Source organism: Polynucleobacter sp. IMCC30063 (assembly GCF_021395235.1).
Classification (GTDB): domain Bacteria; phylum Pseudomonadota; class Gammaproteobacteria; order Burkholderiales; family Burkholderiaceae; genus Polynucleobacter.
Window position 1 is genome coordinate 188,796 of the sequence record NZ_JAJVCQ010000005.1, and the last position, 22,438, is coordinate 211,233.

Annotated in this window: 23 protein-coding genes; 11 read left to right on the plus strand and 12 right to left on the minus strand. The window is 44.7% G+C overall.

Annotation, left to right across the window (positions count from 1 at the left end; genetic code table 11):
* Position 1: 1 nt before the first annotated feature.
* The 3 genes from LZG75_RS10675 to groES all read right to left on the minus strand — a co-directional run bounded on the left by LZG75_RS10675 (position 2) and on the right by groES (position 2,744).
* Positions 2 to 655, minus strand: coding sequence for a DsbA family oxidoreductase (locus LZG75_RS10675; protein ID WP_233924639.1), 654 nt, complete (start codon positions 653 to 655; stop codon positions 2 to 4).
* A gap of 115 nt (positions 656 to 770) precedes the next feature.
* Complete coding sequence (gene groL, locus LZG75_RS10680) at positions 771 to 2,426, minus strand: chaperonin GroEL (RefSeq protein ID WP_233924638.1); 1,656 nt, start codon at positions 2,424 to 2,426, stop codon at positions 771 to 773.
* A 27-nt stretch (positions 2,427 to 2,453) separates the two neighbouring features.
* Positions 2,454 to 2,744 (minus strand): co-chaperone GroES, encoded by a 291-nt coding sequence (gene groES, locus LZG75_RS10685; RefSeq protein ID WP_233924637.1) that lies wholly within the window; start codon positions 2,742 to 2,744, stop codon positions 2,454 to 2,456.
* A gap of 303 nt (positions 2,745 to 3,047) precedes the next feature.
* Between groES and LZG75_RS10690 the strand changes: the two genes are divergently transcribed.
* From LZG75_RS10690 to LZG75_RS10705, 4 genes are read left to right on the plus strand one after another with little or no spacing between them, the layout of a single operon-like run.
* Entirely contained in the window at positions 3,048 to 3,872 is an 825-nt protein-coding gene (locus LZG75_RS10690) for a diguanylate phosphodiesterase (RefSeq protein ID WP_233937498.1), read from the plus strand.
* 20 nt (positions 3,873 to 3,892) lie between these two features.
* A complete protein-coding gene (locus LZG75_RS10695; protein WP_233937499.1) occupies positions 3,893 to 4,516 on the plus strand; it encodes a response regulator transcription factor in 624 nt (207 codons plus the stop codon).
* Positions 4,516 to 5,163 (plus strand): hypothetical protein, encoded by a 648-nt coding sequence (locus tag LZG75_RS10700; protein ID WP_233937500.1) that lies wholly within the window; start codon positions 4,516 to 4,518, stop codon positions 5,161 to 5,163. Before LZG75_RS10695 ends, LZG75_RS10700 begins: the two co-directional genes overlap by 1 nt.
* Positions 5,115 to 6,644, plus strand: a complete 1,530-nt coding sequence (locus LZG75_RS10705) for a response regulator (RefSeq protein ID WP_233937501.1) — start codon at positions 5,115 to 5,117, stop codon at positions 6,642 to 6,644. The genes LZG75_RS10700 and LZG75_RS10705 overlap by 49 nt, the downstream gene beginning before the upstream one ends.
* 55 nt (positions 6,645 to 6,699) lie before the next feature.
* Here the strand turns inward: LZG75_RS10705 and LZG75_RS10710 are convergent, their stop codons facing one another.
* Positions 6,700 to 6,978 (minus strand): HU family DNA-binding protein, encoded by a 279-nt coding sequence (locus tag LZG75_RS10710; RefSeq protein ID WP_233924633.1) that lies wholly within the window; start codon positions 6,976 to 6,978, stop codon positions 6,700 to 6,702.
* A gap of 238 nt (positions 6,979 to 7,216) precedes the next feature.
* Here LZG75_RS10710 and dacB point away from each other — a divergent pair, with 238 nt between their 5' ends.
* Positions 7,217 to 8,773, plus strand: coding sequence for a D-alanyl-D-alanine carboxypeptidase/D-alanyl-D-alanine-endopeptidase (gene dacB, locus LZG75_RS10715; RefSeq protein ID WP_233937502.1), 1,557 nt, complete (start codon positions 7,217 to 7,219; stop codon positions 8,771 to 8,773).
* Here dacB and LZG75_RS10720 read toward each other — a convergent pair.
* From LZG75_RS10720 to LZG75_RS10750, 7 genes are read right to left on the minus strand one after another with little or no spacing between them, the layout of a single operon-like run.
* Positions 8,719 to 9,828, minus strand: a complete 1,110-nt coding sequence (locus LZG75_RS10720; protein ID WP_233937503.1) for an L-threonylcarbamoyladenylate synthase — start codon at positions 9,826 to 9,828, stop codon at positions 8,719 to 8,721. The genes dacB and LZG75_RS10720 overlap by 55 nt on opposite strands.
* Complete coding sequence (locus LZG75_RS10725; protein ID WP_233937504.1) at positions 9,825 to 11,015, minus strand: 5-(carboxyamino)imidazole ribonucleotide synthase; 1,191 nt, start codon at positions 11,013 to 11,015, stop codon at positions 9,825 to 9,827. Before LZG75_RS10725 ends, LZG75_RS10720 begins: the two co-directional genes overlap by 4 nt.
* Before the next feature lie 28 nt (positions 11,016 to 11,043).
* Complete coding sequence (gene purE, locus LZG75_RS10730) at positions 11,044 to 11,544, minus strand: 5-(carboxyamino)imidazole ribonucleotide mutase (protein ID WP_233924629.1); 501 nt, start codon at positions 11,542 to 11,544, stop codon at positions 11,044 to 11,046.
* A 46-nt stretch (positions 11,545 to 11,590) separates the two neighbouring features.
* The gene (locus LZG75_RS10735) at positions 11,591 to 12,499 is read right to left on the minus strand and encodes a phosphoribosylaminoimidazolesuccinocarboxamide synthase (protein ID WP_233924628.1); all 909 of its coding nucleotides are present in this window, start codon (positions 12,497 to 12,499) and stop codon (positions 11,591 to 11,593) included.
* A gap of 1 nt (position 12,500) precedes the next feature.
* Positions 12,501 to 13,565 carry a class II fructose-bisphosphate aldolase gene (fba, locus tag LZG75_RS10740; RefSeq protein WP_233924627.1) on the minus strand — a complete coding sequence of 355 codons (1,065 nt, stop codon included), beginning with the start codon at positions 13,563 to 13,565 and terminating at the stop codon, positions 12,501 to 12,503.
* A 44-nt stretch (positions 13,566 to 13,609) separates the two neighbouring features.
* A complete protein-coding gene (gene pyk, locus LZG75_RS10745; RefSeq protein ID WP_233924626.1) occupies positions 13,610 to 15,046 on the minus strand; it encodes a pyruvate kinase in 1,437 nt (478 codons plus the stop codon).
* A 14-nt stretch (positions 15,047 to 15,060) separates the two neighbouring features.
* Positions 15,061 to 16,284, minus strand: coding sequence for a phosphoglycerate kinase (locus tag LZG75_RS10750; protein WP_233937505.1), 1,224 nt, complete (start codon positions 16,282 to 16,284; stop codon positions 15,061 to 15,063).
* Between the two features lie 186 nt (positions 16,285 to 16,470).
* Between LZG75_RS10750 and LZG75_RS10755 the strand changes: the two genes are divergently transcribed.
* From LZG75_RS10755 to LZG75_RS10770, 4 genes are read left to right on the plus strand one after another with little or no spacing between them, the layout of a single operon-like run.
* Complete coding sequence (locus LZG75_RS10755; protein ID WP_233924624.1) at positions 16,471 to 17,394, plus strand: branched-chain amino acid transaminase; 924 nt, start codon at positions 16,471 to 16,473, stop codon at positions 17,392 to 17,394.
* Positions 17,395 to 17,399: 5 nt separating this feature from the next.
* Positions 17,400 to 17,609, plus strand: coding sequence for a zinc-finger domain-containing protein (locus tag LZG75_RS10760; protein WP_233924672.1), 210 nt, complete (start codon positions 17,400 to 17,402; stop codon positions 17,607 to 17,609).
* Positions 17,560 to 18,663, plus strand: coding sequence for a lipopolysaccharide heptosyltransferase II (gene waaF / locus LZG75_RS10765; protein ID WP_370634758.1), 1,104 nt, complete (start codon positions 17,560 to 17,562; stop codon positions 18,661 to 18,663). The genes LZG75_RS10760 and waaF overlap by 50 nt, the downstream gene beginning before the upstream one ends.
* 9 nt (positions 18,664 to 18,672) lie before the next feature.
* Positions 18,673 to 19,107, plus strand: a complete 435-nt coding sequence (locus tag LZG75_RS10770; RefSeq protein ID WP_233924623.1) for a nuclear transport factor 2 family protein — start codon at positions 18,673 to 18,675, stop codon at positions 19,105 to 19,107.
* Between the two features lie 22 nt (positions 19,108 to 19,129).
* Here LZG75_RS10770 and LZG75_RS10775 read toward each other — a convergent pair whose 3' ends face one another.
* Positions 19,130 to 20,848, minus strand: a complete 1,719-nt coding sequence (locus LZG75_RS10775) for a M48 family metalloprotease (RefSeq protein ID WP_233937506.1) — start codon at positions 20,846 to 20,848, stop codon at positions 19,130 to 19,132.
* A gap of 23 nt (positions 20,849 to 20,871) precedes the next feature.
* Between LZG75_RS10775 and moaC the strand changes: the two genes are divergently transcribed.
* Positions 20,872 to 21,351: a cyclic pyranopterin monophosphate synthase MoaC gene (gene moaC, locus LZG75_RS10780; RefSeq protein WP_233937507.1), complete on the plus strand. Its 480-nt coding sequence runs from the start codon at positions 20,872 to 20,874 to the stop codon at positions 21,349 to 21,351.
* Positions 21,352 to 21,425: 74 nt separating this feature from the next.
* Positions 21,426 to 22,409: a site-specific integrase gene (locus tag LZG75_RS10785; protein WP_233937508.1), complete on the plus strand. Its 984-nt coding sequence runs from the start codon at positions 21,426 to 21,428 to the stop codon at positions 22,407 to 22,409.
* The last annotated feature ends 29 nt before the right edge of the window (positions 22,410 to 22,438 follow it).

Here is a 22,438-nt window from a genome sequence, read left to right on the forward strand (position 1 = left end):
TTTAAGCTTCCAGCAGTTGCTTAAAACTATTCAGCAATACTGCAGATGATTGCGCGCCTTCAATTAAGTGCTGATCATTTAAGATAAATGCAGGCACCCCATGAATTCCTAAGTTTTGAAAAGTCTGTTTTTGTGACTGAACTTCTTGGCTAAATTCATCGCTTTCTAATACTGCCTTAGCACGAGCTTGGTCTAATCCTGCGCGGCCAACTGCAGCAAGCACATTATCTACATCATCCATGCTGACTGCTAAACAAAAATAGGTATTTAATAATTCTTTTTTAAGCGCTGCTTGAGCAGGTAAACCACACTCTTTAGCTGCCCAATATAAAAGGCGGTGGGCGTTAAAAGTATTGTAAATTCTTTTCCTTCCGGCAGGATGAAAATCAAAACCAACTGCCGCAGCACGAGCGCGAATACGCGCTTGATTCACTTGCACTTGTTCTGGAGATAAGCCATACTTTTGCGTTAAGTGCTCTACTGCGTCTTGACCACCTGCTGGCATATGTGGATTTAGCTCAAATGGCTGAAAGTGAATTTCAAAGTCAGCCTCATCAGCCATTGCTTCAATGGCCTTATTAAGCTCGCCATAGCCAACTGCGCACCATGGACAAGCGACATCTGAAACAACATCAATTTTTATTTTTGGTTTCATTGTTTGAATCATTTTAATAATTGAATAATCATCAATATTACAGTCAAATTGAAAAACGCCTGATCTTTTGAACCAGGCGTTTTATTATTGCGGTTAAAGCTGAAAGGGACAGCAATTACATCATGCCGCCCATGCCGCCCATACCGCCCATACCACCCATATCGCCACCTGGCATGCCGCCGCCAGACTCATCTTTAGGTGAATCACAAATTGCGCAATCGGTGGTTAACAAGAGAGCAGCAACTGAAGCAGCATTAACTAAGGCAGTTTTTGTTACCTTAGTTGGATCAATTACGCCCTGAGCAACTAAATCGCCATACTCGCCAGTAGCGGCGTTATAGCCATTATTGCCTTTGCTCGCCTCAACAGCATTGACTACTACGCTAGCTTCGTCACCGGCATTGGAAACAATTATGCGTAATGGCTCTTGCATAGCCCGCAAGACAATACTGATACCAGCATCTTGATCAGCGTTATCGCCTTTCAAACCTTTAATGCCTTGCATAGCGCGAATTAATGCTACGCCACCGCCAGGCACAATACCCTCTTCTACAGCTGCACGGGTTGCATGCAAGGCGTCGTCAACGCGGGCTTTCTTTTCTTTCATTTCTACTTCGGTAGCAGCACCAACACGAATTACTGCAACACCGCCAGCTAATTTAGCCACGCGCTCTTGCAATTTTTCACGATCGTAATCGCTGGTTGCTTCATCGATTTGCACACGAATATTTTTAACGCGAGCTTCGATGGCTTTGGAATCGCCTGCGCCATCAATAATGATGGTATTTTCTTTGCCAATTTCAACCCGCTTGGCTTGACCTAAATGCTCAAGTGTAGTTTTCTCTAAAGTTAAACCTACTTCTTCAGCAATTACTTGGCCACCAGTCAAAATGGCGATGTCTTCGAGCATGGCTTTGCGACGATCGCCAAAACCTGGCGCCTTCACAGCACAAGTCTTCAAAATACCACGAATGTTATTCACAACCAAAGTTGCCAAGGCTTCGCCTTCAACATCTTCAGCAATAATCATCAATGGACGACCCGACTTAGCTACTTGCTCGAGTACTGGGAGCAAATCACGAATGTTGCTGATTTTTTTATCAAACAACAGAATGTAAGGGGTTTCTAAAATCGCCACTTGTTTTTCTGGTTGATTGATGAAATAGGGCGAAAGGTAACCGCGGTCAAATTGCATACCCTCAACGACTTCTAATTCATCTTCGAGTGATTTGCCATCTTCAACAGTAATAACACCTTCTTTGCCCACTTTTTCCATTGCCTCAGCTATACGCTGACCAATGCTATGGTCACTATTAGCTGAAATAGAACCTACTTGTGCAATTTCCTTGGTAGTGGTGCAAGGCTTACTAATTTTTTTCAATTCAATTAAAGCGGCGCTAACTGCTTTATCAATGCCGCGCTTTAAATCCATTGGGTTATGGCCGGAAACTACATACTTCATGCCTTCACGCACAATCGATTGAGCTAAAACGGTTGCAGTGGTAGTGCCATCACCAGCGATATCCGCGGTTTTAGAAGCAACTTCTTTCACCATTTGTGCGCCCATATTTTGCAGCTTGTCTTTTAATTCGACTTCTTTCGCTACGGTTACGCCGTCTTTAGTGATGGTTGGACCACCAAATGAACGCTCAATAACTACGTTACGGCCTTTAGGGCCTAGCGTTACCTTTACTGCATTTGCGAGAATATTTACGCCTTCGACCATTTTGGTCCGCGCGCTATCGCCAAAAACTACGTCTTTTGCTGCCATGATTAAATTCCTTTCGTAAAAGCTCGATTACTTTTGGACAACTGCCATGATGTCTTCTTCGCGCATCACGAGAAGCTCATCGCCGTCAACTTTGACGGTTTGACCGGCGTATTTACCGAACAAAACTCGGTCGCCAACTTTGACATCGGGTGGGTTTAACTTGCCGCTATCGTCGCGCTTACCGGCTCCAACAGCCAAAATTTCTCCTTGGTCTGGTTTTTCAGCGGCTGCATCTGGAATCACAATTCCTGAAGCAGTTTTGGTTTCTTGATCTAAACGCTTGATGATCACTCGATCATGTAAAGGACGCAGATTCATTCCTTCTCCTAAGTTAGTAAGTGTTAACTAAATAAAAACCCTATATACATCATGGAGTTATAATTGCTCTACAACTAAATATAAGCAGTAAAACCTGAATTCCACCAGATTAATGGCGAAACGACTGCTTTAGCACTCGTTTATAGAGAGTGCTGATTATATAGCTCCTTTTCTGGTTTTTTCAAGGGGGTGCTGTTTAAAAAGACTGTTTGTAGGTGAATTCCTACATAAAAATCAGTCTTACCTGCTTATCAACCCCTGCTGACCTGAATAGACTGGACAGTTACCGATTGGAGAACGCTGATGATCCCAAAATCCCGGCTGTATACGCTTGTTAAAAGCTGGAAGAATAAGCCCTTCCAAGCGGTTAACGATGCTAGTGGCTCTACCCTAGGAAGTGAGATCAACAACTCGGTAGGTTTTGAGGCTGAAGCGCTCTGGTCGAAAAGACAATCCATTAGCTATGAGCCCATTTTTAATCAATCTGGAAGCAAGCTTAGCGGAGCGCTTTTTCAGCCCTTGCTGCAGGCTAATGATTCCCAGGTGCTGCGACTCTTCATGGATGGACTCGATGCTATTCAATATTGGCAGAGCTTTAGTAAACCGGTGCCCACTATTCTGCCTATTGCTGCTAAAACACTCTGTCAACCCAGTCAGGTCGATGCGATTAGCGATTTGGTTTTAAATTCCCGTTTACCGGTTGGTCTGGTCGCGCTTGGAATCATGAATCTACCCCCAGCCCAGTTTTGGCATGACTACCAAAGTGGCTTAGCCCGTCTGCGCAGAATTGGCTTAATGCTGCACTTACTCCATTTTTCAGGTTCACCGCAAGAAATAAAACATCTCGATGAGATGCGCTTTGATGGTGTGCACCTATCTGCTCAGCAACTGCGATCCAATCTGCTTAAGCATCAATCTATCGTCGATCTTGCTAGCGTGTGCAAAAAAAACTATGGCGCGATCTATATCGGCGGAATTTCTCTCGTAAGCGATCTCACTGCAGCCCAAAAGCTTGCAGCTAACTTCTGCTACGGCGGCTTAATGATGCCGCCTGTAAGCCGTCATCAATTATTACAAATCAACGATAGTCGCCTGGCAAAAGCCATCTTTTCAGTAAAGCCCCAATAAAACCGTAACGGAGACAAGCTATGAGAAAAAGTGTGATGTTAGTCGATGACCATCCAGCAATGTTGATGGCATTAAAAAGTATTGTGCATGAAAAATTGTTATTTGAGGTTGCTGCACAAGCCCAAAATGGGGAAGAGTGCATGCAAATGATTAAGCAAACAAATCCCAATATTATTATTTTAGATTTAGATATGCCGAAGACCGATGGCTTTGATGTCATTCGGCGAATTGGCTTAATGTATCCCGAAATTCGCATTCTCGTTCTATCTAGCCTCGATGAAAGCGTATACGGTAGCCGCGTACGCTCATTAGGTGCACATGGCTTTGTTAATAAAACTGCGAACGCCGATATTATTATTTCAGCCTGTATAGCGGTTTCTCAAAACTATACGTTTTTCTCCCATGGCAGAAATGGCAATAGTGCATTAACTGATGGCGAGAAACTCAAACTGATTTCAGATCGTGAATTACAAATCATGAAGTATTTAGGTCGGGGTAGTAGCAATCAACATATTTCAGATGTATTACATATCAGCAGTAAAACCGTTGCAACCTATAAGGCACGGTTATATGACAAGCTTGGTATTAATAACATTGCCGATCTTATTTTGTTTTGTCGTAACAACAATATTATTGAAGGTTAATGAAAATTCAAGTATTAATGGGGCGTCAAGGGTTAGTCTGCTTAAGTGCTAACTACGCTTGGCTTATATCACTAGCCTTTCTTTTGCTGAGTAGCGTTACTAGTGCGCTAGCCCACGACCCCTTTAATACTGAGGAATTACAATGGCTGAAATTAAAACCGATTGTGCACTTTAGTATTCATGAGAAAAATGCTATGCATTTGCACCCAGGTGACAGCAAAGAACCTGCAGGCGCCTATCATCAGCTTCTTACCCAATTACAGCAACATACCCAGCAGCAGTACTTAGCTGTTTGGCGCAAGGGCGATGATGATGGTCTGAAAGACATCTCCCAAGGCAAGGTCGACTTTATTATTGATCCACCTTATGCCTGGTTACTGCATCATTCTGCTAGCCCTTTTGATAGTATCTTGGCAAAAACAATCCACAGCCCTTTAGTCTCACATTCGGCTGCACCAGCATTTACTGATCAGGCCTTATTAATCGTTGGCTTTACCTTCGTTTTAATTAGTCTCACTCTAGTGTATTGGATTTGGAACCTCAAAAAACAACATCGAGGTCAAGCGGGCATCGTGCAAAATTTAGTAGATCAAAAAAAATGGCAGAGCATGCGAATGCAGCTAAATCGGCTTTTCTTGCGACCCTAAGCCATGAAATTAGAACCCCAATGAATGCCATATTAGGGGTGCAAGAATTACTCTTAAAAAGTGCGCGCTTTCCTGCGAGCGAAAAGTCTTTATTAAAAAATGCGCATCGCTCAGCTGAAGGCTTACTCGGTATGCTTAATCAAGTGCTTGACTTATCTAAGATTGAGGCAGGCAAACTAATCCTAAACCCTCTGCCGCATTGTCTTAAAAATGTGATAACCGAAATTGATGCGACTTTTTCTACCTTGGCTAGTAAACGCGGCTTGCAATTAATCAGTCGTTTAGATCCGACAATTGCTGAAGTGTTGCTAGTTGATGCTATGCGCTTGAGGCAAGTTTTACATAATTTACTTAGCAATGCAATTAAGTTTACTGAAGTAGGAAGTATTTATTTTGCGGTTAATGTGCTCGCCGACGATCATGCCGGGCAATTAATCGAATTCAGAGTAATTGATACCGGCATTGGCATGACTGATGCAGAAATTAAACGTGCGCTGCAGCCATTTGAGCAAGTTTTACAAGCCACTAATACGACTAATATTAATGTCGACTACGGCAGTGGTTTGGGCTTAGCAATTTCGAAGCAATTAATTGCCTCAATGGGTGGCCACTTACATTTTGAAAGTTACCCCAAAATGGGTAGTGCAATTTATTTTTCCAGTGTTTTTCCGCGCACTACTCAAGCTGCGCAAAATTACCACTATCCTATTATTGAGCGACCGAATGCACCTTGTTTTACTAATTCAATGGGCCAAACGATTCGTGCCTTATTAGTTGAAGATCACCCTGCTAGTCGCGAAATTCTTTCTTTGCAATTGCAAGCACTTGGCATTCAGGTTACGGTTTGCACGAATGGTAAAAATGCCCTTACACATTTTCAAAACACACACTTTGATTTAGTTTTTACTGATCATTCCATGCCCGGTATGAAAGGGGAGGAGTTGGCGCAATTATTACGCCAACAAGGCTATCAAGATCTTATTATCATTGGTGTTACCGCTGATATTTATGCTCTTGAGGCCCGTCAGCGTTTTTTATCAGCTGGCATGAACGCTGTGCTCATTAAACCCATTAGTATTATTACCCTAGAAAATAAATTAGCCGATTATTTCGAATCGAGTAACAATTTAATTGCGCAGAATTTAAATCGCACCAAACCTTTTTTTGCGCTTGGGCTTCAGCATGGCCATCACTCACCAACTGAATTATTAATTTTGGCTGAAGTACTAAAAGTTCATCAAGAATGTCTACGAATGTTGGATGAAAAAACTTTAGACACTAATGAATTAACTCATTATTTACACAAAATTAAAGGTGGTGCTTTATTGATTAATGAGTCTCAATTTGTTGCAGCCTGTACTCAGCTAGAGCGTGATCTGCAATTAGGTGCGCCAGATATCAACCAAAAACTACAACTTCTTCTGCAGCAGGAAAACATTCTTATCGAGTCCATTGGTCTTGCCCAGGCCGAAAGTCAATAAGTAAAAAAGCGGCCCTAAAAGGCCGCTTTTGATATCCACCATTGCCTTAAAGTAATCAGCGTTTATTTACAGCATCCTTAAAGGCTTTACCAGCTGCAAATTTTACTGTTTTAGAAGCGGCAATCTTAATTGCCTCGCCGGTTTTTGGATTCCGACCCATTCGTGCAGCACGTGAGCCCGCTGAAAAACCACCAAACCCAACTAACTGCACAGCATCACCTTTCATAATGGCCATTTTAATGGTCTCTAGGGTAATATTTAATACCTCATCTGCTTTTGCCTTGCTCAGATCAGCGCCTGCTGCGATTGCATCAATTAAATCTGATTTAGTCATGCTATCTCCTCGAATATAAGTACAAATTCACAATTTGCAGGCTTACCAGCCTAATCTCTTTACATTGAATTCTTTATGTCAGTGCTACTGAGGTTTATCCTATCAAATAATTTACCCGAATACAGGAAATTAGCGCATTTTTTTTATTTTGCCCCTGCTTGTGCCAATAAACCACGCCCTCTTCGCCCCTCCAAATCCACTGTTATGGCGCAGAGGTGTTTTAACTCTATTTTTGCTAGTGTTTCTACTTACTATCATTATTTTGCTCTGCAACAATTCCTGGGCTGCCGAGGAAACTGCCGATCCCTCAATTTCTAAGCAAAAGTCAATTCAATTTATTCCCAAAGTAGTCTTAGTTGCTTTAGAAAAAAATCAATTGCCTTTAAGTGCTATCAGTATTGCAGTATCTGAAATACCTAAAAACCAGCAACTCAAGACCCCTGCACCACTTCCAATGCATGAGTTAGTTAATTGGCGTAGTGAGATTGCCATGAATCCGGCATCCACGATGAAAATCTTGACAACCCTGACAGCGCTTGATGTTCTAGGACCCAATTATCGCTGGCGAACGCTAGTTTATAGCGATGGCTTTATACGCAATAATATTTTGAAAGGGAATATTTATTTGCAGGGTACGGGAGACCCCAAACTCACTCCAGAATCTCTCGCAAAACTAATTAAGAATTTGCGGGCTTTAGGAATCCAGAAAATAGATGGTAATTTAATTTTTGACCGAAGTGCTTATGACCCGGCATTACTCGACAGTAATTTAATTGATGGTGAAGCGCTACGTTCCTATAACGTTCAGCCTGACCCATTACTCTATGCCTTTCGTACCCTCTCGTTTCAATTGAGTGCGAATAAGGGAGCGCAAACTACAGAGATAAGCTATACCCCTGAATTGGCCCGCCTCAAGATTATTAACCAGTTAAATCTTCAAGCAGGGGCCTGCGAGGATTGGCGTAAAGAACTGAATTTGGATATTAGTCCCGATTCACCGCCAGCAAAAACTGGGGCTCTACCCGCGGACTGGCAAGCAACTTTTTCAGGCTCATTTCCTCATGCCTGCCAGAATGTGCTCTATAACGTCGTTGCTTTTGATCCCAATACTTTTCTTACTCTTGGCTTTACTGCAGCTTGGCAGTTAGCTGGGGGCGAATGGCTTAAGCCACCTCAGGGTAAAAGCGGTTTAGTACCTAGTGCGTTTAACCCAATTGTGCAATATGAGGGTACTAAGCTCGTTGATGCGATATTTGATATCAATAAATTTTCAAATAATGTCATGGCTCGACAACTTTTCCTAACGCTTGCTTTAGATCAAATGGGTAAACCAGCCACTGTAATGAAGTCTGAAAAAGTGATTCAAGGGTGGCTACAGCGACAAGGAATGCAATTTCCTGAACTCGTATTAGAAAATGGTTCCGGCTTATCGCGCATAGAAGCGATCTCTGCAAAGCATATGAATGATTTATTAATTGCCGCGCGATCTTTACCAAACGGTGAATTATTTTTCAAAAGTTTGCCTATGGCAGGCAATGATGGCACGATGAGAAATCGTCTTTTGAATACCATACGGGGCTGGCTGCATTTAAAGTTGCGCCCAGAAATTCGCGTTAAAACCGGAAGCTTAGTTGATGTAAAAGCGATTGCAGGCTATGTGCTGAGTAAATCGGGGAAGCTGTATGCAGTCAGTTCTTTTATTAATCACCCAAATGCGTATCGCGGACAAGAAGCTCATGATCAATTACTAACTTGGTTAGCCGAGGATGGTCCAGACCCAAAAGCAGCACGCTGAAGTCGATCACGAACGCCGTCCCAAACCTCACCGGCTGGCGGTTCCGGCAATAAAATAATATCGTAGTGCTGCAGGTCCAAATCACGCAAGGTTCGATATAGGCTATTGGCAAAACCCACATGATCGCTTGGCAGGGTAAATGTTTCTAGTTGAATACCGCTTAGAGCGATATTGGGTGCCACAGTTGGTAAGCCTGTAATCGACCCCCAAATACCTAGTGCTATGCGTAGTTTACGAACGTGATTTTGTTTCGCTATTTGCGTATCGAATTCATGGAGAATAGTTTGCCAATTGTCACTTTGATAAAGCTGCAAAGGCGTATTCGGTGCGTAATGCGCCTTCAAACTACCTGATACACGCGGAACCTCAGTTTCCTGCTGTGAAGAATTAAAGGTGTCTATCTGTAAACCTGTTTTGGCATAAATATTTGATGGCGTAATCATGCCTGGCCTTAATAGGCGTATACCATCGGTAGCGCTTAAATCAACAATGGTAGATTCAATACCGAACTCACAATCGCCGCCATCCAAGACCAAGATGTCACTGTCATTACCAAACTCTGCATGCACATCGGCTGCGCGGGTTGGTGAAACTTTACCAAAGCGATTAGCAGAAGGGGCCACTAAAGCCCGACCAAATTCCATTAATAATGCTTGTGCTAATGGATGATTAGGCGAGCGAATAGCAACGGTAGATTGCCCACCAGTAATGACATCTAAAACACACTTATCCTTTTTTAACACCAAAGTTAAGGGGCCCGGCCAAAAAGCAAGAATCAGTTGCATCGCCGCTGGCGGCAAATCGCGCACCCAAGGGCTTACTGTTTTAAGCCACGCATCAGCAAGCACATCTGTGGTGGTTTTTGGATCGGCTAGCAATGTCATTGGCGCAGCAAGATGAACAATTAAGGGATGATCATTTGGGCGACCCTTGGCAGCGTATATTTTTTGAATTGCCAGATCATTGCTTGCATCTGCGCCCAAACCATAAACTGTTTCGGTTGGAAAGGCCACCAACTCGCCATTGTTTAAGCGCCGAACTGCCTCTACAATCAAGGCTCGATACCTAAATCGCCAGCAACAGCTGCAGCAATTTGGCGTGCCTCTACCGGACTAGCGCCAAGACAGTTAATGTGACCCATTTTTCGTCCAGACAACGGTACCGACTTGCCATATAAATGTAATTTCGCGCTATCGTGACTTAAGGCGCTCGCCCAGTCAGGCTCTTGGGGTAACTCGTCAATAGTTCCTGTCTTAAACCATAAGTCGCCTAATAAATTTAACATCGATACTGGGGTTAATAGACGGGTATCGCCTAAGGGTAGGCGTGCCATCGCCCTAACCTGTTGTTGAAATTGACTAGTGACACTCGCGTCCATCGTGTAGTGCCCAGAATTATGTGGCCGCGGAGCAATTTCGTTAGCAAAAATTTCTCCGCTCTTGAGTACAAAAAATTCAATGCATAAAATGCCCACATAATTCAGATGCCTGATTAAAGTCTTTGCTGCCTGTAGTACACGCTTTTCTTGATCAGAATTTAGTGAGGGTGCTGGCACTGTGCTGGTGTGCAAAATGCCATTGCGATGGATATTTTGCGCAATGGGATAGACCACCACCGCGTCATCGTAGCCGCGGACTACCAAAGCCGATACTTCAAAGGCTAAATCCATGCGCTTTTCAAGTACGCAGGGTACTTGAGCAAAATTATGCCAAGCTTGCTTCAGTTCAGCTAGGGAATCAACAGTAATCTGCCCTTTACCGTCATAACCCAGCCGCGCTATTTTTAAAATTCCAGGTAATAGGGTTTCATCTAGCGCATCGATTGCGGCTTGATTTTCAATCACGCAATAGGGAACCGGGCCAATATGCACTGCTGATTTCCATTTGCTTAAGAAGATTTTCTCTGCAATTCGATTTTGTGCAATCGAAACACTATCACTGCGAGGTGCAACATACACTCCTAAAGCCTCTAACTCATCTAATGTTTGGGCTGGTACATTTTCAAATTCGGTACTGACTGCCTGACAGATAGCAGCCATTTCTTTTAAGGCGGCACTATCAGTAAAGTTTGCTTCCAAGTGTTTTTCGGCAATAGCGCCAGCGGGGCTTAACGGGTCTGGATCAAGAATGCAGACTTTATAACCCATGGCTTGCGCTGCCTGAGTAAACATTCGGCCCAATTGACCGCCACCCAACATACCCAAATACGCGCCGGGTAATATCGGCGTTAAATACTCAAGCATATTGCGTCACCATCTTGCTTCACCATATTTAAGTGCTCCGCGGTAATGTCATTGCGCTTGCTTTTGCAGTTTGTTGAGCACGAAACTCGGTTAATTGTTGACTTAATTCAGGATGATCTAAAGCCAGAGTGGCAATTACATATAAAGCTGCGTTCGCCGCTCCTGCCTCTCCAATAGCAAAAGTGGCAACTGGAATACCTTTAGGCATTTGCACAATAGAATATAGTGAATCTTCGCCACGTAAATATTTACTCGGTACAGGAACGCCACAAATAGGTACCTGTGTTTTGGCTGCCAACATACCCGGCAAATGTGCGGCGCCGCCTGCGCCAGCAATAATGGCCCGTAAACCACGGGCTTGCGCTTGTTCTGCATAACTAAACAGCGCATCTGGCATACGGTGTGCGGAAAGCACTTGGCATTCAAAGGGTACAGCAAATAGCTCCAAAATTTGTGCCGCAGCCTCCATGGTGCTCCAATCAGAATCAGAGCCCATCACAATACCAATTAGTGGTTTTTTAGTGCTCATTTTCTTTCCTCTCGCCCAATACCCTCATCCATTTAGTAACATTAATTTAGTTTTTCTTAGTTACGCTGACTAAGCGCGCTAACACTTCTCGATATTTTTCTGCGGTTTGATTAATCACTTCATCGGGTAAATCGGGAGCGGGCGCTTGCTTAGACCAAGGCTTACCATCAATTGAAATTGCTTCGAGCCAATCGCGAATAAATTGTTTATCGTAAGAGGGCGGATTAATACCAAGCTGATAAGTTTCCGCGGGCCAAAATCGTGATGAATCTGCAGTTAAAATTTCATCCATTAAAACCAGTTGATTATTTGCATCTAGGCCAAATTCGAATTTCGTATCAGCAATGATGATGCCCCGCTCCGCTGCAAAAGCGGCAGCCTCTTGATACAGTTGAATACTTACCGCACGAATTTGCTCAGCTAAAGGTGCGCCAATGCGCTTAACCATTTCAGCAAAAGTTATATTTTCGTCATGGTGACCAGCAGCCGCTTTTGCAGCAGGAGTAAAAATGGGTGCCGGCAATTTCTGGGCATTCTGTAAGCCTGCCGGTAAAGCAATGCCGCACACACTACCGCTCGCCTGATATTCTTTCCAGCCACTACCTGCTAAATAGCCCCGCACTACGGCTTCGACCAAAATAGGTTGTAGGCGCTTTGCAACTACCGCCCTCCCCTGTACCTGGTCTACCTCATTTGGGCTAACGACGGATTCCGGATTGATGCCCGTTAAATGATTTGGAATCAGATGCGCAAGCTTTTGAAACCAAAAATTGGCCATTTTATTGAGCACAATTCCCTTTTCAGGAATCGGTTTACCCATGATGACGTCAAAAGCCGATAAGCGATCAGTCGTAATCATCAGTAATTTATCGTCGCCAATTGCGTATACATCTCGAACCTTTCCTTTGGACAGCAAAGGTAAAGATTGAATCGAACTAGTATAGAGAGCAGCCATGTTATTTAACGATCTGCGCCAACTCACCAGCTCGATAGCGCGCGGCCATTTTTTCCAAGGAGATGGGTTTAATTTTACTAGCCTGCCCTGCGGAACCAAACTCGGTATAGCGTGCAATACAAATCAGTTTTGCAGCTTCACGGGCAGGCTTTAAATAATCCCGTGGATCAAACTTACCCGGGTTTTCAAATAAATAACGGCGAATGGCAGCTGTCATCGCCAAACGAATATCAGTATCAATATTAATTTTGCGTACACCATTTTTAATACCAATTTGAATTTCTTCAACTGGCACGCCATAAGTTTCTTTCATCTCACCACCAAATTCACGAATGATCGCTAATAATTCTTGCGGCACGCTAGATGAGCCATGCATCACTAAATGGGTATTCGGAATGCGCGCATGAATTTCGCGGATACGCTCGATCGCCAAAATATCACCAGTAGGTTTCTTAGTGAACTTATAAGCGCCATGACTAGTACCAATTGCAATAGCTAAGGCATCGCATTGGGTCGCTTTAACAAAGTCAGCCGCTTGCTCAACATCAGTAAGCAACTGTTCGCGGGTCATCGTGCCATCGGCGCCATGACCATCTTCTTTATCGCCTTTCATGGTCTCTAAAGAACCTAAAACACCCAATTCAGCCTCTACGGTAACCCCAATCGCATGTGAAAGCTTAACTACTTCTTGAGAGACAGCAATGTTGTACTCATAACTAGCCACTGACTTACCGTCAGCTTCGAGTGAGCCATCCATCATCACACTAGTGAAGCCACTTTCAATGGCAGCAATACAGACTGCTGGGCTTTGCCCATGATCTTGATGCATCACAATAGGAATATGGGGATAGGATTCAACTGCAGCTGAAATTAAATGCCGTAAAAATGCCTCGCCTGCGTATTTTCTGGCGCCCGCTGAAGCCTGCATGATGACTGGTGAGCCAACCTCGTCAGCCGCGCTCATAATGGCCTGTACTTGCTCCAAATTATTGACGTTAAATGCAGGCAAGCCATAGTTGTTTTCAGCAGCATGATCTAATAATTGACGCATTGATACCAAGGGCATAGCAATCCTCTAAAGAAAAAATAAAAACAGTGAATGCAGTTTACTCACTTGACCTTAACAATTTTTAATGTATTACTACCGCCGGGTTCACCCATCGGCTCACCAATGGTTAATACGATAGTATCGCCAGACTTGACCGCCCCACTCTTTTTTAATCGTTCTTCAACTTGGCGCAATGCAGTTTCACGGTCTTTGCTGACTTCAATGCTAATTGGAGTGACATTACGATAGGTGCTTAAAGCTCTTTGGGTTGATACCTTAGAGGTCAGTGCAAAGATGGGTACATGAATATTATGACGACTCATCCAAATCGGGGTTGATCCTGACTCAGTTAACGCCGCTATCGCAGCTGCATTTAAATGATGGGCTGTAAATAAAGCCCCTAAGGCGATAGATTGATCAATGCGGGTAAAGGTTTGATCCAAAAAGTCGGTATCTAATCGTACCGATTCTGATTTTTCAGCCTCGATACAAATTTCGGCCATTTGCTCAATGGTTTTTACTGGATAAAGGCCTGTAGCAGACTCGGCTGAAAGCATGACGGCGTCTGTGCCATCGAGAACGGCATTTGCAACATCGCTCACTTCTGCGCGAGTGGGTACGGGGGCACTAATCATCGACTCCATCATTTGGGTTGCGGTAATCGTAAATTTATCCGCTTCGCGAGCTAAACGAATCATTCGTTTTTGTAGTGCTGGTACTGCCGGGTTGCCAACTTCAATCGCCAAATCACCGCGGGCCACCATAATGCCATCGCTCTCATGAATAATGCTAGCCAAGGCCTCGGGCACAATTGCTTCTGCCCGCTCCACCTTAGCAATTAACTTCACTTTGCCAACGCCATGCTTGACGCTAGCTGCATCTGCCAACTTACGGGCAATTGCCATATCGGCGCCATCTTTAGGAAAGCTAATAGCGATGAAATCGACGCCCATCGCAATCGCTGCATCTAAATCTTGAATATCTTTTTCGGTTAGGGCCGGCGCTGTTAAGCCACCACCAGCGCGATTAATTCCCTTGTTATTCGACAGCGGACCACCGAGCTCAACTAGAGTATGAATCTCCTTACCCTGCACGCTAACTACACGTAAAACTATCAGGCCATCATTTAACAATAGTCGATCACCAGCTTTAACATCTTGAGGTAAATTTTTGTAATCAAGACCCACTCGCTCCTCATTACCTAATTCGCAAGCGACATCTAAAATAAATGGTGCACCCTCTTGTAGTTGCACTTTGCCATTCGCAAACTTACCAACGCGAATTTTAGGGCCCTGTAAATCAGCCATAATGCCAACTTCACGGCCTATTTCTGCTGAAATCGTGCGCACCAAATTATGCCGCGCCAAATGATCGGCAACGGTACCGTGAGAAAAATTAAGTCGCACGACGTCGAGGCCCGCTCGAATCATCTCGCGTAATACCTCGGGCTTTTCTGAAGCAGGGCCGAGGGTGGCAATAATTTTTGTAGCTCTTAACATGCTGTCCTTTAGGGTTATTCTTTATTATTTTCTTTGGCTCGTTCAACCAATACTGCAAAAGCTGGTAGCGTTTTCCCCTCAAGAAATTCGAGGAATGCGCCACCACCCGTAGAAATATAGTCGACTTGTTTTTCAATGCCATATTTCGCAATGGCCGCTAGAGTATCGCCGCCGCCAGCAATTGAAAACGCAGGTGAATGGGCAATTGCCGCAGCTAACATTTTGGTACCACCACCAAATTGGTCAATTTCAAATACCCCTAAGGGGCCATTCCAGACAATCGTGCCAGCATTAGCTAACATAATCGATAATTTTGCTGCTGCTTTTGGACCAATATCAAGGATCATATCGTCGGGTGCAATCTCGCTAACTGCTACTCGATTGGCTCTGGCTAAAGGTGAAAGCTCATTTGCGACCACCACATCTTCGGGAAGCGGTACATGCGCACCGCGCTTTTCCATTAACTCCATGATGTCGCGTGCTTCTTGCACTAAATCGGGCTCAGCTAACGATTTGCCAATTGGCAAGCCTTTGGCCAACATAAATGTATTAGCAATTCCGCCACCGACAATTAATTCATCAACTTTGCTCGCTAATGATTTTAAGATGGTTAACTTGGAAGAAACCTTGGATCCAGCCACAATTGCCACCAGCGGGCGCTTTGGATTGGCCAGCGCACGGCTAAGGGCATCTAATTCTGCCGCCATTAAAGGGCCGGCGCAGGCAATGGGGGCAAATTGGGCAACCCCATAAGTGGTGGCTTCGGCACGGTGTGCAGTGCCAAATGCATCATTAACGTAGACATCGCATAATGCGGCAATCTTCTTGGCTAAGACTTCGCTATTTTTCTTTTCGCCTACATTGAGACGGCAATTTTCTAAGAGTACTAATTCACCTGGTTTCACTTCAAAGCCACCATCAACCCAGCCACTAATTAGCGCAACCTTGCGATTTAATAATTCCGCAATACGGCGAGCCACTGGCGCCAAACTATCTTCTGGCCTAAATTGCCCTTCAGTAGGCCGACCTAAATGCGATGTAACCATTACCGCCGCACCCGCATCGAGGCACATTTGTATTGCGGGCATCGAGGCCCTGATGCGGGTCTCTTCGGTGATCTTTCCGGTTTCATCTTGGGGTACATTCAAATCAGCCCTAATTAGTACTCGCTTGCCCTGCAGTTGACCCGTGGTTACGAGGTCGCTAAGGCGCTTAACATTAAAAAGGGTGGCAGGCATAGAAGGCAGCTGAAATTAAGGGAAATGGCCTCCATTTTAATGAAAACTCACCTCTCCCACCACCTTCTTTACTGGCGCGCTCAATAAAGAGCTTACCTGCTCTACAATAAGTGCTTTAAATGCCTAGCCAGCTTGGCTCATAGGCTTCAAAGGGCTTTTTCTTAAACTGCTACAAAGGGTAAAAACATGTCGATGTCTGACCGCGATGGCTTTATTTGGTTTGATGGGAAGATGGTTCCCTGGCGTGATGCCAATATTCATGTACTCACCCATTCCCTGCATTACGGTATGGGGGTATTTGAGGGTATTCGGGCTTATAAAACTCCTGATGGCCCAGCGATTTTTCGCCTTAAAGAACACGTTAAGCGCCTCTTTAATGGCACGAAAATTTTCCAAATGCCAATTCCCTATAACGAAGCGCAAATTACCCAAGCCATTATCGATGTCGTTAAAGATAATAAATTAGCGGCTTGCTATATTCGGCCAATTGTTTTTATTGGCTCAGAAAAATTAGGGGTTTCGCCCACCGGCAATACCATTCATACCTCCATTGCCGCTTGGGAATGGGGAGCATACCTTGGGGAAGACGGCTTAAATAAAGGAATTCGCGTAAAGACATCCTCCTTCACACGCCACTTTGTGAACTCTTCATTAGTTCGCGCAAAAGCATCAGGCTACTACATTAACTCTATTTTGGCGCACCAAGAAGTCGCTGCCAACGGCTATGATGAAGCGCTACTACTAGATACCGAAGGATATGTTTCGGAAGGTTCGGGTGAAAATTTCTTTATGGTGCGTAACGGTATTGTGTATACCCCTGATCTTGCTTCGTGCCTAGATGGCATCACCCGCGACTCAATTATTGATATTGCTCATGACCTAGGGCTTAAAGTCAAAGAAAAGCGTCTCACGCGCGATGAAGTTTACACCGCCGATGAAGCGTTTTTCACGGGCACTGCAGCTGAAGTAACACCGATTCGTGAGCTTGATGATCGGATGATTGGCGATGGCCTAAAAGGACCTATTACCAAGCAAATTCAAGATGTATTTTTCTCTACGGTCTATGGGAAAAATGAGCGTTATAAGTCATGGCTAACCCTAGTGAAGTAATGACAATGCAAGTGACTACCGAATCCTCAGCAAACTTAAAGCCCATCATGATTGATGGTAAAGATTTGCCTTTACACTGCCCGCCTGGCGCAAGCCCTAGCTGGAATTTACATCCGCGCGTTTTTCTCGATATCGTCGATACGGGTCAAGCAAAGTGTCCTTATTGTGGAACAGAATATCGCCTCATTCCCGGAACCGCGCCCCACGGCCATTAACTCGGTTACTCGTATCCTCATCATCGCCCCAAATTGGATTGGTGATGCGGTGATGAGTCAGCCGTTCATTGCGGCCATTAAGCAGGCACTTCCTACTTGCCATATTGATGTGCTCGTAACGCCTTGGGTGGCGCCTATTTATCGCGCTTGCGCCGAAGTGAATCAGGTAATTGAGGTGCCACTTCAGCACGGCAAATTACAGTGGCGTACGCGTTTGCAACTAGCACAACAATTCCGTTTGGCTCATTACACGTCCTGTTTTATCTTGCCGAATAGTTTAAAAGCTGCCCTCATCCCTTGGTTGGCAAAAATACCTGTTCGAATTGGCTATCGTGGAGAAATGCGCTGGGGATTAATCACCCATGCTTTAGCTAATCCACCGCAAACCGCGCGCGGGCCGATGGTGGAACACTACGCCAAATTATTGCATTTGCTCCCCAAGTTAGCCTTACCTATAGGCGAGTTGGTCTCCAGTAAGCCAGCGCGTTTATTTATTCCTGATCAGGATCAAACTGAAATTCAGCAACGCTTAGCCAAAGAAAAAATTGACGTTGCGGCGCTCTATGTTTTGGCACCCGGCGCAGAATTTGGCCCAGCAAAACGCTGGCCAAGTTCACACTTTGCGGCCCTTGCCGCGATGATTTTGCAACACAATATGCGCGCCCACATCATCATTTTAGGCAGTGCTAGCGATCATGAAATAGGTCAATCTATTCAGGAACAAGCAAAAAATTCGGGGATTAACACCGCCCGTTTACATAATTGGTGTGGCACCACTAGCCTTAATCAGGCACTTGCTACCATTGCAAATTGTCAAGCAATGGTGAGCAATGATTCAGGCCTAATGCATATTGCGGCAGCTTTAGAAATTCAGCAAGTGGCTATTTTTGGTTCAAGCGACCCACACCATACTCCCCCCCAATCGATTAAAGCTAGCGTCATTTGGTTACACTTACCTTGCAGTCCTTGCTACCAGCGCACCTGTCCGCTTGGCACCTTAGCCTGTTTACAAGAAATTACTCCAGCGCAGGTTTTTACTGCCTTGAATCTTTAGGAAATCGAGATGCCCAGCCTTGCTCGCCTGTTTCAAAATGCCGATGAATTAGTAGATGCCTGGCGAAATACCTTGGCTCACCGAAATGTACAAGGTGCACTTGATCTTTGGTTAGACGATGACAACATTACTTGTGTTCTGCCTGAAGGGCAACGCTTAAGTGGCCACGCTGAAATTCGCAAGGGTTTAGAGCGGCTCTTAGCGACCCGAGCTCTATTTCTTGAGCCCATTTACAGCATGTCCCATGCGACATTAGGTACTGCCATTTATGACACCACTGAAGCGGTTCATTTTCAGCCCGATCAAATTGAAGCCGAATTTTTCTTAAATATTACTTTGGTTATTTTGCAAGATAGCCAAGGATGGCGCATTGCTCATTTACATGCAAGCCGCTCAACTGAAGAAAATTTTCCTCTACCTACTAAACATCACGGCCTACACTAAGTCCCTACACTAATTCATGGGCTTAACTCGGTTGGCGCCCTGGTCTACCTTCATCTTGCTGTTGCTCGCGAAACATCCGCTGATAATCACGAATGCGAGCATCAATTGTAGAGGCTTGATAAAAATCACTACCCCCAATTGAGCGAGCGATTTTTAATTGATCTATTGCGTATGGTAAAGCACCTTCTAAAGCAAATTTTTCTGCCAAAGCGTAATGATGTAACGCCAGTTTATTATCTTGCCGATAGGCGGTGGCTAACAAAGACCACCATAAAGGCTCTGAAGCTTGTAATTTAGTGCGATTTTTCAGCCAAGAAATCGCTTCAGCATTGCGCCCGAGTTTTAATTCAGCATTAATCATTGCTACAGGCGCCGCATACGACTGTGGAAAGGCTTTCACACTGGCTTGAGCAATCTGCAAAGACTCCGCTAATTTTCCTTTGGCCATGGCCAGCTCAGCAGTTGTAACATCTAAAGAAATGCTTTGGCGCTGAATAGGCGAGCCTGGGGCAATGACGGCCTGGGTCAGGTTTCGGACCTTCTGTAAAAACCCTTCTGCTTGATCAATTTTGCCCTGCCGTTGAGCTACTAAAGCTAAGCCGTAATAGCCCTCTAGCTGTTTTTCTGCTTGAGATTGCTTACTCAAGCCATCAAAGATTAAGCGTAAATCGTATAAACCACTCGAACTACTTTGTTGTTCAACTCGGGCGCGCGCTTTAATTAAATAAAACTCAATTGATGGGGGTATATTGCGTGGGGGCACGACCCGAGCTCGATCTTGCATATCGGCAATACGATCAGTCGTTAAAGGATGGGTGCGCACATATTCTGGAATACCTTTATCCATAATGCCAGTGGCTTTTTGTAAGCGCTGGAAAAATAAAGGCATTGCATTCACGTCGTAACCGCTACCTTGCAAAATTTCAAAGCCAATACGATCTGCTTCGCGCTCGGCATCCCGCGAATACGATAATTGATTATTAATTGCTAAGGCTTGCCCGCCAGTCATTAAGCCTTGGGCTGCTGCCGGATTTTTTGCTGCCGCTAATGCACCCAACAAGGCGCCCGCTAAAGCAATCATAGTGTTGGTGGTTTGCTTGTCCATTTGTCGTGCTAAATGCCGCTGCAACACATGTCCAGTTTCATGTCCCATCACCGATGCAACCTCAGACTCACTTTCTGCTGCCACGATTAGGCCAGTGTGAAAACCAATAAACCCGCCTGGTAAAGCAAAAGCATTTATTGAGGGGTCTTTTACTAAGAAAATTTCATAGTTATAAGCTGCGCTACCTTGATTATTTGCTCCGCCCAATTGCAATTTTTTGGCAGTTTGCAATAGGCGTCGCTCCATTTCATTTAAAAAATCATAAATTGGTAAATCGTCTGAATAATCAGGGTCAGGACGAATTTCACGCATAATCCGTTCGCCCATCTTTCGCTCTTCTAATGGGCTCAATGCATTACCACCAGGATCGCCCATGTCGGGCAATAACAAGGTGGGCCGCTCTGTAGTTTGCGATCGCGGCGGCAGATTACTCGAGCGTGCATCCGGCGATTGCACAGCTCTCCCTAAATTTTCTAAAATAGCCGAATTACCCTGCACCGACACATCGGCAGCCCGTGCTGTTGAAATCATCAAGGGCATGGGTAAAGCAAGTGCAGCAATTAAACTAAGCGTAATCCATTGCCGCAGACGGCGGTAGCAAATTTGACCCAATTTATCCAAAATTTCGATTTCCATCCCTCTATGGTAAAACTTATCCTATGAATAAACTCACACATTTTGATGATAGCGGTCAAGCCCATATGGTTAATGTGGGAGATAAGGACCATACCCAGCGCTCAGCAATTGCTACTGGCTCTATTTGCATGCTGGCCGAAACCTTTGCCATGGTTGAGGCAGGAAGCTATAAAAAAGGGGATGTTTTAGGAATCGCCCGCATTGCAGGAATTCAGGCGGCCAAAAAAACAGCTGATTTGATCCCCCTTTGTCACCCCCTTGCCCTAAGTCACGTTAGCGTCAATTTTGAAGCCGATGCTAAAAGCCATACCATTCACTGCCAAGTACGTGCCGAGACTACGGGCCCTACCGGTGTCGAAATGGAAGCCCTCACTGCAGTCCAAGTCGCCCTCCTCACCATCTACGATATGTGCAAAGCAGTAGACCGTGGCATGGTCATGAGTGATATCAAGCTCTTAGAAAAGAGTGGCGGTAAGAGCGGGGAGTGGAAAGCGGGGAAGTGAACGCTAACAATTTCAGCACTAGCAATAGGTAACTTTTGGTCTTGTCCAAATCTTGTCCAACTAAAGGATAAGAAATGGCATCAATCCGATTTAGAAGTAACAAATGGCAAGCCCGTGTATTTCGCCAAGGGCAGCAAGCCTTAGTCAAAACGTTCTACAGTAAAGAAGATGCGCAGCGCTGGGCGAGAAGCATTGAGGTGGAATGGGATAAGGGAACATATACAAGCATCCACCAAGCCCAAAAGACTACACTTGGCGAACTCATCGAGCGCTACTTACGAGAAGTAACACCGCTAATGCGTGGAGCTAGTGCAGATACTATTCGTCTTAAAGCAATGATGCGTAGACTAATTGCTAAAGAGAATATGGCAACACTTACCCCAAGCAAGATTGCCAAGTACCGTGACGAGCGTTTACAAGAAATCAAGCCTAGCACGGTGATACGTGAGCTAGCTTACTTTTCAGCAATCATTAATCATGCTCGCCGGGAATGGGGTTTAAGTATTCCTAACCCCGTATTAGGAGTGCGAAAGCCAGCGCAACCCCAAGGCAGAAATCGGATACTAACATTCGATGAGGAGCAGCTACTTTTAGATGCTTGTAAACCATTAGCTAATCGTAATATTTATACGAGACCCTTTGTCATTCTAGCCATTGAGACCGCCATGCGCAGAGGTGAACTCCTAAGCCTTCGCTGGGACAACATTAATTATCAAACCAGAACAGCGCATTTAGCCCTAACCAAGAATGGTGAATCACGAACGGTACCACTATCTACTAGAGCAATAGAAACACTACAAGCACTTCCCAGAAGCATTGATGGCAGAGTGCTTCCCGTTAACTTTGCCGCATTAGAAAATAACTTTAAGCGAGCCAGAGAAAGAGCCGGGCTAAAGGATTTACGGATTCATGATTTACGTCACACCGCAGCCACTCGCCTAGCTGAGAAGCTACCTAACCTGCTTGAATTAAGTGCTGTTACAGGTCATAAAAGTCTAGCCATGCTTAAACGCTACTACCATCCTAACCCGCAACAACTGGCGCTGAAACTGGGCTGAAAAATGAAAATTACGTAAAAATCCAATCA

What these genes read in the sequence shown, in the direction of transcription:
- purE (WP_233924629.1), bottom strand. Translation starts at nt 11,544, where the DNA reads ATGAGCACTAAAAAACCACTAATTGGTATTGTGATGGGCTCTGATTCT.
- LZG75_RS10770 (WP_233924623.1), top strand. Translation starts at nt 18,673, where the DNA reads ATGCCCAGCCTTGCTCGCCTGTTTCAAAATGCCGATGAATTAGTAGAT.
- LZG75_RS10690 (WP_233937498.1), top strand. Translation starts at nt 3,048, where the DNA reads ATGATCCCAAAATCCCGGCTGTATACGCTTGTTAAAAGCTGGAAGAAT.
- LZG75_RS10710 (WP_233924633.1), bottom strand. Translation starts at nt 6,978, where the DNA reads ATGACTAAATCAGATTTAATTGATGCAATCGCAGCAGGCGCTGATCTG.
- LZG75_RS10760 (WP_233924672.1), top strand. Translation starts at nt 17,400, where the DNA reads ATGCAAGTGACTACCGAATCCTCAGCAAACTTAAAGCCCATCATGATT.
- groL (WP_233924638.1), bottom strand. Translation starts at nt 2,426, where the DNA reads ATGGCAGCAAAAGACGTAGTTTTTGGCGATAGCGCGCGGACCAAAATG.
- LZG75_RS10785 (WP_233937508.1), top strand. Translation starts at nt 21,426, where the DNA reads ATGGCATCAATCCGATTTAGAAGTAACAAATGGCAAGCCCGTGTATTT.
- fba (WP_233924627.1), bottom strand. Translation starts at nt 13,565, where the DNA reads ATGCCCTTGGTATCAATGCGTCAATTATTAGATCATGCTGCTGAAAAC.
- LZG75_RS10775 (WP_233937506.1), bottom strand. Translation starts at nt 20,848, where the DNA reads ATGGAAATCGAAATTTTGGATAAATTGGGTCAAATTTGCTACCGCCGT.
- LZG75_RS10695 (WP_233937499.1), top strand. Translation starts at nt 3,893, where the DNA reads ATGAGAAAAAGTGTGATGTTAGTCGATGACCATCCAGCAATGTTGATG.
- LZG75_RS10705 (WP_233937501.1), top strand. Translation starts at nt 5,115, where the DNA reads ATGGCAGAGCATGCGAATGCAGCTAAATCGGCTTTTCTTGCGACCCTA.
- groES (WP_233924637.1), bottom strand. Translation starts at nt 2,744, where the DNA reads ATGAATCTGCGTCCTTTACATGATCGAGTGATCATCAAGCGTTTAGAT.
- pyk (WP_233924626.1), bottom strand. Translation starts at nt 15,046, where the DNA reads ATGTTAAGAGCTACAAAAATTATTGCCACCCTCGGCCCTGCTTCAGAA.
- moaC (WP_233937507.1), top strand. Translation starts at nt 20,872, where the DNA reads ATGAATAAACTCACACATTTTGATGATAGCGGTCAAGCCCATATGGTT.
- LZG75_RS10700 (WP_233937500.1), top strand. Translation starts at nt 4,516, where the DNA reads ATGAAAATTCAAGTATTAATGGGGCGTCAAGGGTTAGTCTGCTTAAGT.
- LZG75_RS10735 (WP_233924628.1), bottom strand. Translation starts at nt 12,499, where the DNA reads ATGGCTGCTCTCTATACTAGTTCGATTCAATCTTTACCTTTGCTGTCC.
- LZG75_RS10750 (WP_233937505.1), bottom strand. Translation starts at nt 16,284, where the DNA reads ATGCCTGCCACCCTTTTTAATGTTAAGCGCCTTAGCGACCTCGTAACC.
- LZG75_RS10675 (WP_233924639.1), bottom strand. Translation starts at nt 655, where the DNA reads ATGAAACCAAAAATAAAAATTGATGTTGTTTCAGATGTCGCTTGTCCA.
- LZG75_RS10725 (WP_233937504.1), bottom strand. Translation starts at nt 11,015, where the DNA reads ATGCTTGAGTATTTAACGCCGATATTACCCGGCGCGTATTTGGGTATG.
- LZG75_RS10755 (WP_233924624.1), top strand. Translation starts at nt 16,471, where the DNA reads ATGTCGATGTCTGACCGCGATGGCTTTATTTGGTTTGATGGGAAGATG.